16 protein-coding genes are annotated in these 15,010 nt (G+C 60.9%); 5 read left to right on the top strand and 11 right to left on the bottom strand.

The genetic code is table 11. The features are described 5' to 3' along the window. Nucleotides 1-39: 39 nt before the first annotated feature. A complete protein-coding gene (locus ACYU8T_RS00195) occupies nucleotides 40-498 on the top strand; it encodes a nucleoside deaminase (protein ID WP_461158148.1) in 459 nt (152 codons plus the stop codon). Here ACYU8T_RS00195 and ACYU8T_RS00190 read toward each other — a convergent pair. Then, entirely contained in the window at nucleotides 460-2,361 is a 1,902-nt protein-coding gene (locus tag ACYU8T_RS00190; protein ID WP_461158147.1) for a hypothetical protein, read from the bottom strand. The genes ACYU8T_RS00195 and ACYU8T_RS00190 overlap by 39 nt on opposite strands. Before the next feature lie 45 nt (nucleotides 2,362-2,406). Here ACYU8T_RS00190 and ACYU8T_RS00185 point away from each other — a divergent pair, with 45 nt between their 5' ends. Next, on the top strand, nucleotides 2,407-2,823 hold the full coding sequence (locus tag ACYU8T_RS00185) for a GtrA family protein (protein WP_201515108.1): 417 nt from the start codon (nucleotides 2,407-2,409) through the stop codon (nucleotides 2,821-2,823). Between the two features lie 7 nt (nucleotides 2,824-2,830). Here the strand turns inward: ACYU8T_RS00185 and ACYU8T_RS00180 are convergent, their stop codons facing one another. Genes ACYU8T_RS00180 through ACYU8T_RS00170 form a run of 3 tightly spaced genes read right to left on the bottom strand, consistent with a single transcriptional unit; the run spans nucleotide 2,831 to nucleotide 5,263 of the window. Continuing rightward, nucleotides 2,831-3,631, bottom strand: a complete 801-nt coding sequence (locus ACYU8T_RS00180) for a LytR/AlgR family response regulator transcription factor (protein ID WP_097090843.1) — start codon at nucleotides 3,629-3,631, stop codon at nucleotides 2,831-2,833. Beyond that, the gene (locus tag ACYU8T_RS00175) at nucleotides 3,628-4,734 is read right to left on the bottom strand and encodes a sensor histidine kinase (protein ID WP_461158146.1); all 1,107 of its coding nucleotides are present in this window, start codon (nucleotides 4,732-4,734) and stop codon (nucleotides 3,628-3,630) included. The genes ACYU8T_RS00180 and ACYU8T_RS00175 overlap by 4 nt, the downstream gene beginning before the upstream one ends. A gap of 46 nt (nucleotides 4,735-4,780) precedes the next feature. Continuing rightward, on the bottom strand, nucleotides 4,781-5,263 hold the full coding sequence (locus tag ACYU8T_RS00170; protein ID WP_461158145.1) for a winged helix-turn-helix transcriptional regulator: 483 nt from the start codon (nucleotides 5,261-5,263) through the stop codon (nucleotides 4,781-4,783). Between the two features lie 111 nt (nucleotides 5,264-5,374). Between ACYU8T_RS00170 and ACYU8T_RS00165 the strand changes: the two genes are divergently transcribed. The 3 genes from ACYU8T_RS00165 to rplL all read left to right on the top strand — a co-directional run bounded on the left by ACYU8T_RS00165 (nucleotide 5,375) and on the right by rplL (nucleotide 9,058). Next, complete coding sequence (locus tag ACYU8T_RS00165; RefSeq protein ID WP_461158144.1) at nucleotides 5,375-7,480, top strand: RelA/SpoT family protein; 2,106 nt, start codon at nucleotides 5,375-5,377, stop codon at nucleotides 7,478-7,480. A gap of 600 nt (nucleotides 7,481-8,080) precedes the next feature. Beyond that, nucleotides 8,081-8,596, top strand: a complete 516-nt coding sequence (gene rplJ / locus ACYU8T_RS00160) for a 50S ribosomal protein L10 (RefSeq protein WP_201515112.1) — start codon at nucleotides 8,081-8,083, stop codon at nucleotides 8,594-8,596. Between the two features lie 81 nt (nucleotides 8,597-8,677). Next, nucleotides 8,678-9,058, top strand: coding sequence for a 50S ribosomal protein L7/L12 (gene rplL / locus ACYU8T_RS00155; RefSeq protein WP_097090838.1), 381 nt, complete (start codon nucleotides 8,678-8,680; stop codon nucleotides 9,056-9,058). A gap of 103 nt (nucleotides 9,059-9,161) precedes the next feature. Here the strand turns inward: rplL and ACYU8T_RS00150 are convergent, their stop codons facing one another. From ACYU8T_RS00150 to ACYU8T_RS00120, 7 genes are all read right to left on the bottom strand, one after another. Further along, entirely contained in the window at nucleotides 9,162-9,437 is a 276-nt protein-coding gene (locus tag ACYU8T_RS00150; protein ID WP_461158143.1) for an Hpt domain-containing protein, read from the bottom strand. Beyond that, on the bottom strand, nucleotides 9,434-9,802 hold the full coding sequence (locus tag ACYU8T_RS00145; protein ID WP_461158142.1) for a response regulator: 369 nt from the start codon (nucleotides 9,800-9,802) through the stop codon (nucleotides 9,434-9,436). Before ACYU8T_RS00145 ends, ACYU8T_RS00150 begins: the two co-directional genes overlap by 4 nt. A gap of 13 nt (nucleotides 9,803-9,815) precedes the next feature. Further along, the gene (locus ACYU8T_RS00140) at nucleotides 9,816-11,438 is read right to left on the bottom strand and encodes a GAF domain-containing sensor histidine kinase (protein WP_461158141.1); all 1,623 of its coding nucleotides are present in this window, start codon (nucleotides 11,436-11,438) and stop codon (nucleotides 9,816-9,818) included. 84 nt (nucleotides 11,439-11,522) lie between these two features. After that, complete coding sequence (locus tag ACYU8T_RS00135; protein ID WP_461158140.1) at nucleotides 11,523-12,239, bottom strand: Crp/Fnr family transcriptional regulator; 717 nt, start codon at nucleotides 12,237-12,239, stop codon at nucleotides 11,523-11,525. After that, on the bottom strand, nucleotides 12,211-12,492 hold the full coding sequence (locus tag ACYU8T_RS00130; protein ID WP_201515118.1) for a DUF6894 family protein: 282 nt from the start codon (nucleotides 12,490-12,492) through the stop codon (nucleotides 12,211-12,213). The genes ACYU8T_RS00135 and ACYU8T_RS00130 overlap by 29 nt, the downstream gene beginning before the upstream one ends. Nucleotides 12,493-12,586: 94 nt before the next feature. Beyond that, nucleotides 12,587-13,078: an energy transducer TonB family protein gene (locus ACYU8T_RS00125; RefSeq protein ID WP_461158139.1), complete on the bottom strand. Its 492-nt coding sequence runs from the start codon at nucleotides 13,076-13,078 to the stop codon at nucleotides 12,587-12,589. A gap of 297 nt (nucleotides 13,079-13,375) precedes the next feature. Next, complete coding sequence (locus ACYU8T_RS00120; protein WP_461158138.1) at nucleotides 13,376-14,995, bottom strand: NAD(P)/FAD-dependent oxidoreductase; 1,620 nt, start codon at nucleotides 14,993-14,995, stop codon at nucleotides 13,376-13,378. Nucleotides 14,996-15,010 lie beyond the last annotated feature (15 nt).

Raw genomic sequence — 15,010 nt, 5'->3', positions numbered from 1 at the left:
CATTTCTCGAACGGACGAGGATGCTGTAAGGGCGTGCCGATGGCACCGCCCTTCCCCCTTCCCGGACCGATGCGCCGCGCGCTTGAATTGGCGCGCGCTGCGGAGTTGGCGGGCGAAGTGCCGATCGGCGCGGTCGTCACGCTCGACGGGCATATCCTTGGCGAAGGGGAAAACCGCAACCGCCGCGACCGTGATCCCACAGCCCATGCCGAAATAGTTGCCCTGCGCGCCGCGGCGGAGCGGCTGGGCGACTTCCGCCTCACTGGCTGCGACCTATGGGTGACGCTCGAACCCTGCCCGATGTGCGCGGGGGCGATATCCCATGCGCGGATTGCGCGCCTCTACTATGGCGCTGCCGATCCCAAGGGCGGCGCGATCGAACAGGGGCCAAGGCTTTTCACCCAACCCCAATGCCTGCATCGTCCCGAAGTATATGGCGGCCTTGGCGAGGCGGAAGCCTCAACGCTGCTGCGTGACTTTTTCGTTGCCCGCCGCTGAATAATCGATGCGATAGAGGGTGTAGGGTAAGGCGAAGCCGCTCTTCAGCGTCACCGGGCGCAGCCAGCTGGGAACCTCGCCGCGTATCAACCCCGCATAGAAGCCGCGCGGGCTGCGGGACTGGTAGACTGTTCCTTCCGGAAACCCAGGACAGATCAGCAGATAGGTGGCATGATGCCGCGCAGCGATCGGCCGGAATGCCTCTGCGGTGCCATCGAAGGCATGATGCAGGTCCAGGATCACTGCTCCGTTCCGGTGATAGGGCCCTGCAACGGCGCTGTGATGCGTCGTCGCGATCAGGCGCGGCCCCAGATCGACCATAGTGAATATGGTGGCGGCCGGAAGCTGGTTCAGCACCTCCAGAGCTGGCAGCGACCGGCAACGCCCATTGGCCTTGTTGATCGACTGCAATCGGCTCTTCGCCGCCGGACGCTGGACCTTAGGCTTTTCGCCGGTCACGCCCGCCCATAATTGATCGATCTGCGGGTAAAGCGGCGTCGCGAACGCGGCTACGCCCAGCAGCGCGGCTCCGGCGATGCCGAACGCGCGGGCAACGGGCCTGCCGAAAAATATGATCTGAAGAACGCGGTGCGCCGCCCATGCCGCCGCTGGGATGGCGAGCAGCTGCGCGGCAGGCCCCGCCCGCAACTGCCAGAAAAGCAGGGCGGTCGAAAACAGCATCATCAGCCCGACGGTGGCCCAGGCCCATAGCCGGTCGCTATCACGCCGCGACTCCCACAGCGCCCAGATCAGGCCGAACAATCCCGCAACCGGAATGGCCATGAGCGGCACGATCAGGCTGCGCGCCTGAACCGTGATCGGTTTCGCCTCCCGAATATTGGCGAGCCACAGCCGCTCCAGCTCCGGCGAAATCTGATAGGCGCCTGTCAGGCATTGCGGCCAGTTTAGCCATGCACAGGCGGCGACGGCCGCGCCCACCACCACGCCAGCGCCCAATCTCGCCTGCCAGCTTCGAAGCGGCAGCAGCGCCAGCAGCGTCATCCCCGCGCCCACGGCTCCGAATATGGCCACCCAAATGGGCGAGATGGCGTCACACACCATCTGCCGGTTCGCGTAGCTGGCGAAGAGCAGGAACAGGACCGAAATCGAACCGGCAAGGCTGAGCGCATAAGGCAGCATCCGCCTCGCCGCGCCTTCCTTGAACACCCAGCGTAGCGCGATCAGTGCGCCGCCTGCCGCCAGATAGACGATCATCTCCATGCCGATCGTGATGGAAAGCGCGCTGCTCACGCCCGCGACGACGCCGCCGCGCAGCCAGTTGCGATCGACAAGCCCCGCCAGCATCAGCACCGTCAACGCCAGTTGCCAGCCATGGTGATCGACCCGCATCGGCAGGAACATGGCTATGCCCATCTGCGCTGCGAACGGCGCCAGCACCGCCAATATCCAGCCATTGCCTCCCGCCAGGCGACGAGCGATGAAGCCCAGCCCCAGCATGAGCGGCAACAAGGGAAGCGTCGGCGCGATGGCGCAGGCAAGCCGGTCGGCCAGCCCCTGCTCCAGAAACGCCCGGAACAGCAGCATCAACGCCGCGAGGGGCAGATCGACCAGCCTGGACCAGTGGATGTTGAACCCGGCGGGCGGGTCCAGACGATATTGCCTCAGATCATACCAGCCCTGCCCCGCCAGCCAGTCCCTGACCTGCAAATACCGCATATTGTCATCGGTATCGTTGAGCGTCAGCCAGTGGATGGCTGGCCAGCGGGAATAGAGCAGCCAGCTGACGGCCGCGACCCACATCAGGAAGGTCAGCCATTTCCAGTGCACCTGCGCCCAGGCAGATATCCAGACCAGGGCGCGCCGGGATCTTTCCCGCACGGTGAAGCCGCTTTGCAAGTTCATGGCCGGTGGATTAGAGCGTTCGCATCAAATCGCAACGGGGCCTTCATGAAATTGCTGTCACGCCTGACGCCAGAGCGGCAGGCCCTGTTCTGGCAGATCGTGCGCTATGGGCTGAGCGGCCTCTTCATCACAGCCTGCCAGGCGGTGATCTACTGGACGCTCGCCGCCCTCGCGGGGTGGCACCCGCAGCTTGCCAATGTCACGGGCTATGTCGCGGCGGTGATGATCGGCTATGTCACGCACAGCCTCTTCACCTTCCGCGATCAGGGCAGCGATGGAAACCACGCCGCACGCGGCGCCAAATTCGTGGCCGTGTCACTGCTGAGCTATGCGCTCAACGCTCTCTGGGTCTTCCTGTGCGTCACCCATATGCAATGGCCGGAATGGTCGCCCATCCCGGCCATGCTGTTCGTAACGCCAGCCGTGGTGTTCGGCCTCAATCGTCATTGGGTATTCCGTTAGCCTCGCCTCAATGAACGAAGCGGGCCACCACGTCCCTGTAGGACCGGCTGACCTTCACCTGAGCGCCTGATTCCAGCACCAGGAAGCATTCGCCATTGGTGTGCGGCTTCACCTGCCGCACTTGGCTTAAGTTAACGATGGTCGACCGGTGCACCCGCTGGAAATTGCGCGGGTCGAGCCGCTTTTCGAGATCCTTCATCGTCTCGCGCAGGATGAGGGAATTATCCGCCGTATAGATGCACATATAGTCGCCCGCGGCATCGATCCGCTCGATCGAATCCACATCGACGCGGAAGATCTGCCCCCGGTCCTTGATGTTGATGAGCTTTTCGAAACGGTTCGACGAGGGTGCCTCTTCATCGGCGTTGAATTCGTTCATCGCATCGGGCGCGACCTCCGCCAGCACTTCGCGCAGCTTCTCCGCTTCCTGCACCTGCTTCTTTTCGGAAAGGCGCTGGCGGACCCGGTCGAGCGCGTCGGCCAGGCGGCCTTCATCGACCGGCTTCATCAGATAATCGACGGCCTGCGCCTCGAAAGCCCGAATCGCATGATCGCTATAGGCGGTGCAGAAGATGAACAGCGGCGGTTCGACTTCCATCAGGCCCTGGACAACGGAAAAGCCGTCAAATCCGGGCATCTGAATGTCGAGGAACACAAGGTCGGGTTTATGCGTCTTGATAGCGCGGATGGCTTCACGGCCATTCGAGCAGGTTTCTACGATTTCGACATCCTCATGCGCTTCCAGACGGAGCTTGAGGCCTTGGATAGCCAGGCTTTCGTCATCGACGAGGATTGTTCTAATGGTCATGCGGCCACTTTCGATGGTTCATCCAGATTAAGCGGCATTTCGATATGGACCGAAAAGCCGCCTGGCGTGGAACGCGTTTCAAAGCTCTGTCGTTCCCCGAACGCCTGGATCAGGCGGTCGCGGATATTCGCCAGGCCAACGCCTGTCCCTTCGCTCATGGGAGTGTTCGGCCGCGTGAACCCTTCGTTCAATCCCGGACCCGTATCGGACACGACGATCCGGACGTTTTCACCGGCAGGCTGCGCCGTGATGGCGATTTCCGCCCCCTCTTCCTTGGGTGTGACGGCATATTTGATAGCATTTTCGACCAGCGGCTGCAGTAGCAACGAAGGCAATCGCGACTGCGCCACCGCCGGGTCGATGTTGAAGACCGGCCGCAACCGGTCCTCAAACCGCATCTTCTCAATCTCCAGATAAAGCTTGAGCGTCTCCACCTCCTGCTCGATCGTCACCTGCGCGGTCGGCTCGTTGATCAGCGTGTAGCGCAGGAAGGACGACAGGCGCGACAGCATCGCATTGGCCCGATCGGTCTGCTTCAGCAGCACAAGGGTCGAAATGCTGTTCAGCGTATTAAACAGGAAATGCGGATTGAGCTGGTAGCGAAGCATTGCCAGTTGCGCGCTCGACGCCTGATTTTCCAGAAGCAGCAGCTGGTCCGCCTGCTCCTCCACCTGCAGATAGAAATTGATGGCGTAGTAAAGCGCCGACCAGGCACCCAGCAATGTGATGCTGAGATAGAAAGCGCCCAGGAACAGCTGCACGCCGGCCGTATCGCTCCCTCGGTTCTGGGTCGAAAATACCCATGCGTCGATGAAGGCGACCAGTCCAGCCGCCAGCACCACCGTCACGATCGAAGCGCCCCAGGTGATGATCGGCCGCTGCTTTTGCAGAAAGCGGAAGATGACCGCGATGAGCAGCGTTACCGAATAACCCGACACGGTCGATATCATCACCGGGATCAGGCTGGAAAGCGGCTGCCCATTGGCGATGGTAGACGACCCACGCAGCAGGAAGGCCCCGGCCCACCCGACCGATTGCAGATTCCAGAAGGCGCGGTTCTTGTCAGCGAAAAAGGGCTGAGGCTGAATACGTTGGACAGACATCGCCGCCAGCCTAGGCGAATTCAGGCCCAGGGTGAAGCCACCCGCATCACGCCGCGTTAGCCGCTTCCTGATCCATCGGCGTGACTTCGTCAGGGCAAAGCCAGACAAGATCCCTCAACTCAAGCGGGCGGCCGTCATGCGCCTGAATGGTCACCCGGCGGATCGGCTGGCCGTCCCGCTTGTCGGCCAGCACCTGGCAGGACAGCGGACCGCATCCCCATTTCTCGCCCCATTGACGCAGCGCGATCATGACGGGAGCCAGCTCCTGCCCTTTCTCGGTCAGGCGATATTCGATCTTCCGCCGATCGCACTGCATCGGCTGGCGCAACATGATTCCGTTTTCAACCAGGCGCGAAAGCCTGTTTGCCAGGATGTTGCGGGCTATGCCAAGCGATGACTGGAAATCTTCGAAATGCCGGATGCCGGACAAGGCGCCGCGCAGGATGAGAAACGACCAGCGCTCACCCATCGCCTCCAGTGCGCTCGGCAGCGCGCACTGTTCCAGATCCTGCGCCAGATTATGCTTCATCGTCCGCCTAGATAGCTCAAAGCCACGGCCCATGCAAAAGTGCAGCCATTTGCCCCAAGATGGGATTTTTTTGTTGCACAGCAAGATGCTTCCCGGACAATCGGCAATACGATGCTGCGTCAATATGAACTTGTTGAGCGGGTGAAGCGCTACGATCCGGATGCGGACGAGGCGATGATCAACCGCGCCTATGTCTTTTCCGTCCAGAAACACGGGTCCCAGAAGCGCGCCAGCGGCGACCCCTATTTCAGCCATCCTATTGAAGTCGCCGGCATCCTGACCGACTTCAGCCTGGACGACCAGACGATCGTGACGGCGCTGCTGCATGACACGATCGAGGATACGCTCGTCACCTATGACGAGATTGAGAGCGCGTTCGGCAAGGATGTCGCCAGGATGGTCGATGGCGTCACCAAGCTGTCGAAGATCGAGGCGATGTCGGAAAATGAGCGGGCGGCGGAAAATCTCCGCAAGTTCTTGCTCGCCATGTCGGACGACATCCGCGTGTTGCTGGTCAAGCTCGCCGACCGGCTGCACAATATGCGGACGCTGCACTTCATCAAGAATGAGCAGAAGCGCCGCCGCATCGCCCGCGAAACGATGGACATCTATGCCCCGCTGGCCGAGCGGATCGGCATGTATGACTTCATGCGGGAAATGCAGCTGCTCGCTTTCCGCGAGCTGGAACCGGAGGCCTATGACAGCATCACCAAGCGCCTCGAACAGCTGAAAGAAGGCGGCCACGGCAAGGTCGACCGTATCGGCGCGGAATTGCAACTGCTGCTCGGTGGCAAGAATCTGTCCGTCACCGTGTCCGGCCGCGAAAAGCACCCCTATTCCATCTGGAAGAAGATGCAGGAACGGCACATCAGCTTCGAACAGCTGACCGACGTCATGGCGTTCCGCGTGATCACCGACACGACGGAAGACTGCTACCGGGCGCTCGGCTTTATCCACCAGACCTACAAAATGGTCCCCGGCCGGTTCAAGGATTACATCTCCACGCCCAAGCGCAACGGCTACCGGTCGCTGCACACCACCGTCATCCACCAGGACAATGCGCGCATCGAGGTGCAGATTCGCAGCCGCGACATGCACAACGACGCCGAACTCGGCCTCGCGGCGCACTGGGCGTACAAGCAGAAGGGCGACGCGGCCGATCATCATGCGGCATGGCTGCGCGACCTCGTCGAAATTCTGGAACAGAGCCAAGATGCGGACGAACTGCTCGAACATACCCGCATGGCGATGTACCAGGATCGGATCTTCGCCTTCTCTCCCAAGGGCGAGCTGCACCAGCTGCCCAAGGGTTCCACCCCGGTCGATTTCGCTTATGCGGTGCACACCTCGCTCGGCAACCAGACGGTGGGCGCGAAGGTCAACGGCCGCGTGGTCCCACTGCGCACCAGCCTTGAAAATGGCGACCAGGTCGAAATCCTCAAATCCGAGGGGCAGGAACCGCAACCGGGCTGGCTGACCTTCGCCATTACCGGCAAGGCCCGCGCTGCCATTCGCCGCTATATCCGCCAAAAGCAGCGTGGCGAGGAAGTGGCGCTGGGTGAGAAGCTCTATGAGGAAATCATCGGCCGCTTCTCCCCCGAACTGGCCAGCGAACTGGGCGACAAGGCGCTGAAGGCTGCGTTGAAGCGCTTGAAGCTGGAGGACCGTGCCTCTTTGATGGTCGCCATCGCCACGCACCGCCTGCTCGACTCAGAGGTGATGGAGGCGCTCGTCCCTGGCTCCACCAGCGTCGAAGGCGTCGAGGAAGCCCATCCGCGCCAACACGCCCCCGTCTCGATCCGTGGCCTCACGCCCGGCATCGCCTATAATCTGGGCGATTGCTGCCACCCCGTCCCCGGCGATCGCATCGTCGGCGTTCGGCGCACGGGCGAGCCGATCGAAGTGCACACCATCGACTGCCGTTCGCTCGAAGCCGGGCAGGATGACGATTGGGTTGATCTCAGCTGGGACAGCAGGTCCAAGGGCGGCACCGCGCGCCTGCAGGTCATCGTCAAGAACCAGCCCGGCGCCCTCGCCGCCGTCGCCAACGTGTTCGGCGCGACCAAGGCGAACATCCTGAACCTCCAGCTGGTGAACCGCGAAGGGCCGTTCCACACCGACATCATCGACCTGGAAGTCAACGACGCCCAGCACCTGAACCGCATCCTCTCCGCACTCCGCGCGCTGGACACGGTGGTGCAAGCCGACCGCGTCTAAGCACGTCACCTCCCCCTCCTGCAAGCGGGAGGGGGCCGGGGGGTGGGCCAGCGCAACCTCGATCTTCAGAGCATGCTCGCGCAAATCGGAACCTGTATCCCGAAAACCACGATCTCCGAAAAAACCATCCTATTTCCCTCCAAAACCCTCCCATTCCCGCTGTCCTACACAGCCCCGACCTGCCTATCCCCCAGCGGTCTTTAAAAACGTCGAACCGCTTCCCACGACGCCTACGCGCGCTGGCGCACGCGCGCGCATATGGTGTGAACTTCGGTGCAGAAACGGCGGTTTTCCGCCATTTGCCCGGCCTGCGCCAGAATCCGCGTGACACAAGGCGTCCTATTTTGTAGAGGCCCGCGCAGCAGGCTCCTTCGGGAGTCTTCCGTCCGAGACAGTTGGTGAAGGGAATTTGCCCTTCTTAATGTCCAGCCTAGACGGGGAAAAGTTCTTTACCGGCTGGCTTTGCCTGTCCGGGTCTGCCTGTTCTCCCATGAGGATGCGGGCCAGTCGATCTCTCCCCTTCGGACTTTAGTGCCCCGCGATTCGTCGCGGGTTTTAGCCGTTCGCTGGTTCGCCAGTGGACATGAAGTGGAGAATGGCATGGATCGTAATCAGAAAGCTGAGGTCGTTTCCGCGCTGAACGCACATCTGGCAGAAGTTGGCGTGGTCGTCGTGACCCGCAACCTAGGCATGACGGTCGCTCAGTCGACCCAATTGCGTCAGAAGATGCGCGAAGCCGGTGGCACCTACAAGGTTACGAAGAATCGCCTCGCCAAGATCGCCCTTGAAGGCACCGACTATACCGGCATCAGCGACCTGCTGACCGGCCCTGTCGGCCTCGCCTCCTCGGCCGATCCGGTTGCAGCCGCCAAGGTTGCAGTCGAATTCGCCAAGACCAACGATCGGCTTGAGATCGTTGGCGGCGCGATGGGCGAAGTGCTGCTGAACGCGGAGGGCGTGAAAGCGCTCGCCTCGATGCCGTCGCTGGATGAACTGCGTGCGAAGCTGGTCGGCCTTCTGGTCGCACCGGCTACCAAGCTCGCAACCGTCACCCAGGCGCCGGCGGCTCAGCTCGCGCGGGTCTTCAACGCCTATGCGGAGAAGGACGCGGCCTGATCGCCGTCGTCTCGACCGTCAATACACGTTTTCAACTCTTGATTTTGCGGGGTTCATCCCCCGCCCAGAAGGGAAATTAACATGGCAGATATCAATGCTCTGGTCGATCAGCTGTCGGCCCTGACCGTTCTCGAAGCCGCTGAGCTTTCGAAGGCCCTGGAAGAAAAGTGGGGCGTTTCGGCTGCTGCTGCTGTTGCAGTTGCTGCTCCCGCCGGTGGCGCCGCTGGTGGCGCGCCTGCTGAAGAAGCCAAGGACGAATTCGACGTCGTTCTGACCGGCGACGGTGGCAAGAAGATCAACGTCATCAAGGAAGTCCGCGCCATCACCGGCCTGGGCCTGACCGAAGCCAAGGCGCTGGTCGAAGGCGCGCCGAAGGCTGTCAAGGAAGGCGTCGGCAAGGAAGAAGCCGAAAAGCTCAAGAAGCAGCTGGAAGAAGCCGGCGCGACTGTCGAACTCAAGTAATCGGATCGCTCCGCCTCGCGCGGGGCACCGATCCAGCTCAGCTGGAACAAGGGGCGGCATCTTCGGATGCCGCCCTTTTCGTGAGCGTCCAGCCACTTCCCCGTCAGGCGCGGTCCAGGGCCCCGATCAACACCTGCGCTAACAGCCTGACCTTCTCATCTTCAGCATCTGCATCCAGCGCTTCTTCCAGCGCGGACGCACTGCTGCTGATCTCTCCATAACCAAATATCCCGGCAACCCCCGCCAACCCATGCGCGAGCTGCAGAAGCCGGGGGCAATCGCCCGCCGCCAACGCCGCCTCGATCTCCGCGCGATCGGACGCTACCCGCTGCTGAAAACGCTGCCGCATCTCCTGCATCTGCCGTTCCATGCCGCTCATGGCTGAAGCAATGTCCGCACATTCGCAGCAAGACTCATCGGATCGAACGGCTTGGCCAACACCGCACGCGCACCAAACGCCTTCAGGTCCGTCACATGCCGCGGATGCGTCTTCGCCGTTATGAAGGCGGCGGGAATTTCGCTGGTGTCCGGATCGGCCCTCAACGCCGCCAAGGTCGCGGGGCCATCCATACCCGGCATCATCACGTCAAGAAGGATGAGCGCAGGCCGCCATTGCTTCGCCTGCTCCAATGCTTCAGCGCCAGACGCCGCCGTGCGCACCTCAATTTCCGGGTCCAGTTCAAGCGACATGACGGCTATTTCCCGCAAGTCAGCTTCGTCATCGACATACAGGATGCGGATCAACCCGGCCTCTCCTTCAGCTCGCGGTGACGGCGGGCAGTTCTACATGGAAGGTCGCGCCCTTTTCCGCCTCCGGGTCGAGCGTGATACTGCCGCCATGCGCCTCCACTATGGCCTTGCTGATCGCTAGACCCAGGCCGGTGCCTGCATGACCTTGTTGATGGGCGCCGTCCTCCTGTTCAAAACGCTTGAACAGTCTGGCCCGGAACTCCGGCGAAATACCCGGCCCTTCATCAGCCACGCTGATGTGCGCACTATCGCCCACACGCTGCAGCGAAACGCGGACCGTGCCGCCGGAGGGCGAGAATTTGCAGGCGTTCGACAAGAGATTGGTCATGACTTGGCACAGACGGTTGCTGTCAACCTTCGCCACCACGGCGTCAGTTGGCCTTTCGAAAGCGAGCCTGACGCCGAAACGCTCCGCATAGGGTTCGATCTGCTCGATCGCTTCCGTCAGCAGCAGGCCCAATTCCCGCCCCTCGAAATGGAAAACCAGTTTGCCTGATTGAAGCTTGTCCATGTCCAGCAGGTCGTTGACCAGATGGATCAACCGTTCGGCGTTCTTGCTGCCGATCGCCACCAGTTGCTTGGCCCGGTCAGGCAGCTCTCCCGCAGCCCCGCCCGCCATCAGTCCCAAGGCCCCGGAGATAGCCGTCAATGGCGTGCGCAGTTCATGACTGACGGTCGATACCAGTTCGTCCTTCAACCGGCTGATCTGCCGTTCCTGCGTTACATCCCGTGCGGTCATGATGAAGCGCCCGCCGCGGATCGATTCCCGCCTTATGTCGAGAATACGGCCGTTCCGGCGCTGAATTTCCAGACGCCGACTATCGCTTGTGCGGATGGACTCCACAAAGCCCGTAACGATCTGATCCGGATCGCCAGGACCCAATTCGCCACGCTGCGCCGTGAGCCGGATGAGATCACGCGCATCCCGGCCGCCCGTGACACTATCGGGAGCATAATCGAAGAGATCGACGAAAGCCTGATTCCAAAGCATCAAGCGTAAATCCCGATCGACCACCGCGACGCCACCGCTGACGTTTTCGACCGTCAGCTTGAGCAACTGGCGTTCGTCGTCGAGCTTACGCCGATGCTCCTCCGCCGCAAAACCCTCCACCCTGAACTCGATGAGATCGACCACCGTCCGCGCAAGTTGCGCAAGGCGCTTTTGCTCCTGCTCCCCAAAATCGCGGGGCTTGTGGTCGATGATGCAGAGCGTCCCGATCGGCTGGCCGTTGGCGACCCGCAACGGCGCACCCGCATAGAAGCGGATGTGCGGCGCGCCGGTAACTAACGGATTGCTGCGAAACCTGGGGTCCTTCGCAGCATCTGGGACTACCATCACCTCAGGCTGCAAGATCGCGAAGGCGCAGAAGGCAACGTCACGCGGCGTATGGGTTTCATCAATCCCGCATGCGCCGCGAAAACATTGCGCGTCCGATCCCACGATCGACACCAGCGACATGGGCGCGTCGAACAGGTCGGCGGCGAACTGGGTGATATGATCGAAGGGCTGTTCCCGGCCAATGCCCCCCAGCCGATAATGCTCCAGCGCTTGCAGCCGGTCAGCCTCATCCGCCGGAATAGGAGGTTTGACCGCCCCAGCATGCTTTTGGCGCTCTTGCGTCCCTGACATCTGCCCTCACATTCGACATATAGTCATCGCATAAGTCCACACCTTATCTGGCGTGAAATCAACTACTTCCTGAACCAATCAGGATCATAGCGGGTCAGGATCAAGGTACAGATAGCGTTCGTCAAAGCCGGCGAGGGACTTCAAGCCCTCAAGATCCACAATCTGCGCTTCCCCCCGCTGATAGTTCAAAAGCCGCTGCTCCCGCAAAAGACGCAGCGTGCGATTCACATGAACGGGCGTCATACCCAGGCTATCGGCGAGTTGCGATTGGCTCATCCCTAGATTGAAGTGGGCACTTTCAAGACCCACGACCTCCAGCCGGACCTGCAGTTCGCAAAACAGCGCCGCCAGCCTTCCAGCTGCGGACCTTTGTCCCAATGACAGTTCCCATTCGCGATTCATGGAGGCGTCCAGATTGGTGCTGAACCAATATAATCGCCCCAATCGCGGCCATTGTTCGATCAGTTGGCGGATATGCTCATGAGGCACCAGAGCCACGACGCAGTCCGTCAGCGTCATCACATCATGTTCAAGGCGCTTCAATGTAAAGCCGTGCAGGTCGACAAAATCGCCGGCGATATGGATTTGCGTGATCTGCCGCTTGCCGTCGGCGAGGTCCTTGAAGCGGCACATGACACCTTCAAGGAGCAAGGTGCTGGCTTCCAAAAGCTCCCCTTCGTGAACGATGGTGCTGTTGCGCGCCACTCTCTTGCCTGGTGGTACGATGGCCCGGATCGCAGCCTCTTCCTCAATGGAGAGCGGATGGCGGAACCTAAGTTTGGCGAGATGCGCCGCTATCATCGCGGTCTCCTGGGTCGAGCCGGAGACACACGGCCTCGCTGAAGGTCACTCGCCCGATTTCTATACCAGCTTCGTTCCTTATATCGATCCAGCCGGTAAGATCGACCATGCCCTTCAGCACTTCTTCGCTCAGGATGGAGCGGATACTCCTTATAGCCACATCACGGGCATCCTCTTCATCAGCTAGTTCACGGCCCTCCTTGTCGCTGGTGAAGCCGGTGCCATTGTGAAGATCAAAGTGAAGGCGGCGCATGGCAGGGGAACGCCGCCCTCACCGGTAAGTTTCACGGATCACCCGATAAGTGTTGCAGGAGCGCCGTCACTTCCGGACGCCACCTCCTCTTCAATCAACGCGCTGCCAGAAGAATTGGACGCTCGCCTGAAGCGTCAGCCAAATGTTCGGCGCGCAGGCTGTTCAGCATCGTATCCCTTTCCCGCGCGTCATTGGCGACGATGACCCAGGCTTCAAACTTTGATCCTGGCCGCACTTCCTGGGGTAAAGGATAAAGCGATCCCATCGAGCGGATAGCCCGCATCGATATGCGATCGACATTCCGCGATGTGGAAGAGCCTGCTAGAGAGATATTTTCCGGTCGCCCCTGTTCTCCAAGGCGAAACTGGACACGGGAGTAACCTGTCGATGCTGCATCCCGATAAAGAGATGTTGCTTGACGGATGCTTCGAGACAATTTCGAGGCTGTGCGGTCCGTCCACTTTTCATAGTTTATCGCGCTCTTGTCGGGTGCAACGACGGTGAGTTGCCCACCCTGTTTCGCATCGGCGGCAATCGGCACAGCCAGGCAGACGCATAGCGCCGCCATCACAGGCTTGGCATACATAGAGGCCTCCTCTGTTTATCTATCGATTTTTACTGAAAAGCCACTGCGGCAGCGTCATACCGGCCGAGAGCAGCAACAGCCTTATATGGCAAAGCCGAGCGGTAGGGTAATAAATTAACGCCAGCGATGTCATGGGCCTATGATTATTTCATATGACCTTCATGTTCGCGTCATATTCGAACTTAACTGCTGCATCTATGTCCGGATACGAAAACCTGCGCCTAAGCCAACATAAGTGTTGGATTTTCGCGATTTCCCCCACGGCAAGGCTATGGCGAATCACTTTTAAGGGCGCATTTAATTGGTGATTGCCAACCCGACGGCTTCGCCAACCTTGATGCCGTCAATGGCAGCGGACAATATCCCACCCGCATAGCCAGCGCCTTCACCCGCAGGATAAAGTCCGGCGACGTTCAAGCTTTGAAGATCTTTCCCTCGAGTAATTCGGATTGGGGAGGAAGTGCGCGTTTCCACCCCTGTCATAACGGCGTCGGGATGGTCGTAATTGGCGATCTGTCGGCCAAAGACAGGCAAGGCCTCATGGAAGGCCTCTGTCACGAAATCGGGGAGGCAGGATGACAAGTCCGTCATCTTCACGCCCGGCTTGTAGGAAGGAACAACTTCCCCCAGTGCCGTGGATGGCCGCCGCGCGAGGAAGTCACCCACCTTCTGTCCCGGCGCCCAGTAGGAAGAGCCGCCCGCAATGAACGCCTGGCTTTCCCAATGCCGCTGAAGATCGATACCAGCCAGCGGGCTACCGGGGTAGTCACGTGCGGGGTCGATACCGACGACTAAACCGGAGTTGGCATTGAACTCGGCCCGGCTATACTGGCTCATGCCATTGGTGACCACGCGGCGTTCTTCGGATGTTGCCGCAACTACGCGGCCGCCGGGGCACATGCAAAAGCTGTAGACGGTGCGGCCATTCTCGCAGTGATGCGCCAGGCTATAGGCCGCCGCGCCCAACAGCGGATGACCCGCACAATTGCCGTAACGCGCGTGGTCAATCCAGCTTTGCGGATGTTCGATCCGCACGCCGATGGAAAATGGCTTCGCTTCGATATGCACGCCGCGTCGGTGCAGCATTTCGAATGTCGGACGGGCGCTGTGCCCTACCGCAAGCACAACATGGTCGGCCTCGATGAAGCTGCCGTCGGATAGATGCAACCCGCGCAGCCGCTGCGTGCCGTCGGATCGCCGCTCCAGTTCCAGGTCATCGACCTTGTGCTGCCAGCGATACTCGCCGCCCAACTCCTCAATCTGGCGGCGCATGTTTTCAACCATCGAGACCAGCCGAAATGTCCCGATGTGCGGATGCGCTTCAGTGAGAATATCTTCAGGCGCACCAGCCGCCACAAACTCTTCCAGCACCTTGCGGCCGAGAAACCGGGGGTCTTTCACCCGGCAGTAGAGCTTGCCGTCAGAAAAGGTGCCCGCGCCGCCTTCACCGAACTGAACGTTACTGTCAGGGTTCAGCTCGGCCCTTCGCCACAAACCCCAAGTATCCTTGGTCCTCTCACGCACCACCTTGCCGCGATCGAGGATGATGGGCCGGAAACCCATCTGCGCCAGGATCAATCCGGCGAAGAGACCGCAGGGGCCTGCACCGACCACGACCGGCCTCTTGCCCGACCATCCTTGCGGCGCATGGGCGACGAAACGATAATCGGTATCCGGCCGTCGGCGCACGTCATGATCATGGGCGAGCCGCTCAAGCACCTCCGCCTCATCGGCGAGCGTGACATCGACGGTATAGACCAGCTGGATCGCATTCTTACGCCGGGCGTCATTGCCCCGGCGCACGATCATGTGACGCAAAAGGTCCGATGCCTCTATCCCCAGCCGCGCACAAATTGCGGCGGGCATCGCGTCGGCCGGATGGTCGAGGGGCAGCTTAAGGCCGGAGAGGCGCAACATGGCGCCGCCTCTAGC

The sequence above is a fragment of the Sphingobium sp. TomMM35A genome, assembly GCF_054771735.1.
Note: the sequence above shows the minus strand (reverse complement) of the source record. Positions and strands in the feature narration are given on the sequence as shown.

Coding starts and splice junctions, on each gene's coding strand:
- ACYU8T_RS00195 (WP_461158148.1), top strand. CDS start 40: ATGGCACCGCCCTTCCCCCTTCCCGGACCGATGCGCCGCGCGCTTGAA.
- ACYU8T_RS00190 (WP_461158147.1), bottom strand. CDS start 2,361: ATGAACTTGCAAAGCGGCTTCACCGTGCGGGAAAGATCCCGGCGCGCC.
- ACYU8T_RS00185 (WP_201515108.1), top strand. CDS start 2,407: ATGAAATTGCTGTCACGCCTGACGCCAGAGCGGCAGGCCCTGTTCTGG.
- ACYU8T_RS00180 (WP_097090843.1), bottom strand. CDS start 3,631: ATGACCATTAGAACAATCCTCGTCGATGACGAAAGCCTGGCTATCCAA.
- ACYU8T_RS00175 (WP_461158146.1), bottom strand. CDS start 4,734: ATGTCTGTCCAACGTATTCAGCCTCAGCCCTTTTTCGCTGACAAGAAC.
- ACYU8T_RS00170 (WP_461158145.1), bottom strand. CDS start 5,263: ATGAAGCATAATCTGGCGCAGGATCTGGAACAGTGCGCGCTGCCGAGC.
- ACYU8T_RS00165 (WP_461158144.1), top strand. CDS start 5,375: ATGCTGCGTCAATATGAACTTGTTGAGCGGGTGAAGCGCTACGATCCG.
- rplJ (WP_201515112.1), top strand. CDS start 8,081: ATGGATCGTAATCAGAAAGCTGAGGTCGTTTCCGCGCTGAACGCACAT.
- rplL (WP_097090838.1), top strand. CDS start 8,678: ATGGCAGATATCAATGCTCTGGTCGATCAGCTGTCGGCCCTGACCGTT.
- ACYU8T_RS00150 (WP_461158143.1), bottom strand. CDS start 9,437: ATGAGCGGCATGGAACGGCAGATGCAGGAGATGCGGCAGCGTTTTCAG.
- ACYU8T_RS00140 (WP_461158141.1), bottom strand. CDS start 11,438: ATGTCAGGGACGCAAGAGCGCCAAAAGCATGCTGGGGCGGTCAAACCT.
- ACYU8T_RS00135 (WP_461158140.1), bottom strand. CDS start 12,239: ATGATAGCGGCGCATCTCGCCAAACTTAGGTTCCGCCATCCGCTCTCC.
- ACYU8T_RS00130 (WP_201515118.1), bottom strand. CDS start 12,492: ATGCGCCGCCTTCACTTTGATCTTCACAATGGCACCGGCTTCACCAGC.
- ACYU8T_RS00125 (WP_461158139.1), bottom strand. CDS start 13,078: ATGTATGCCAAGCCTGTGATGGCGGCGCTATGCGTCTGCCTGGCTGTG.
- ACYU8T_RS00120 (WP_461158138.1), bottom strand. CDS start 14,995: ATGTTGCGCCTCTCCGGCCTTAAGCTGCCCCTCGACCATCCGGCCGAC.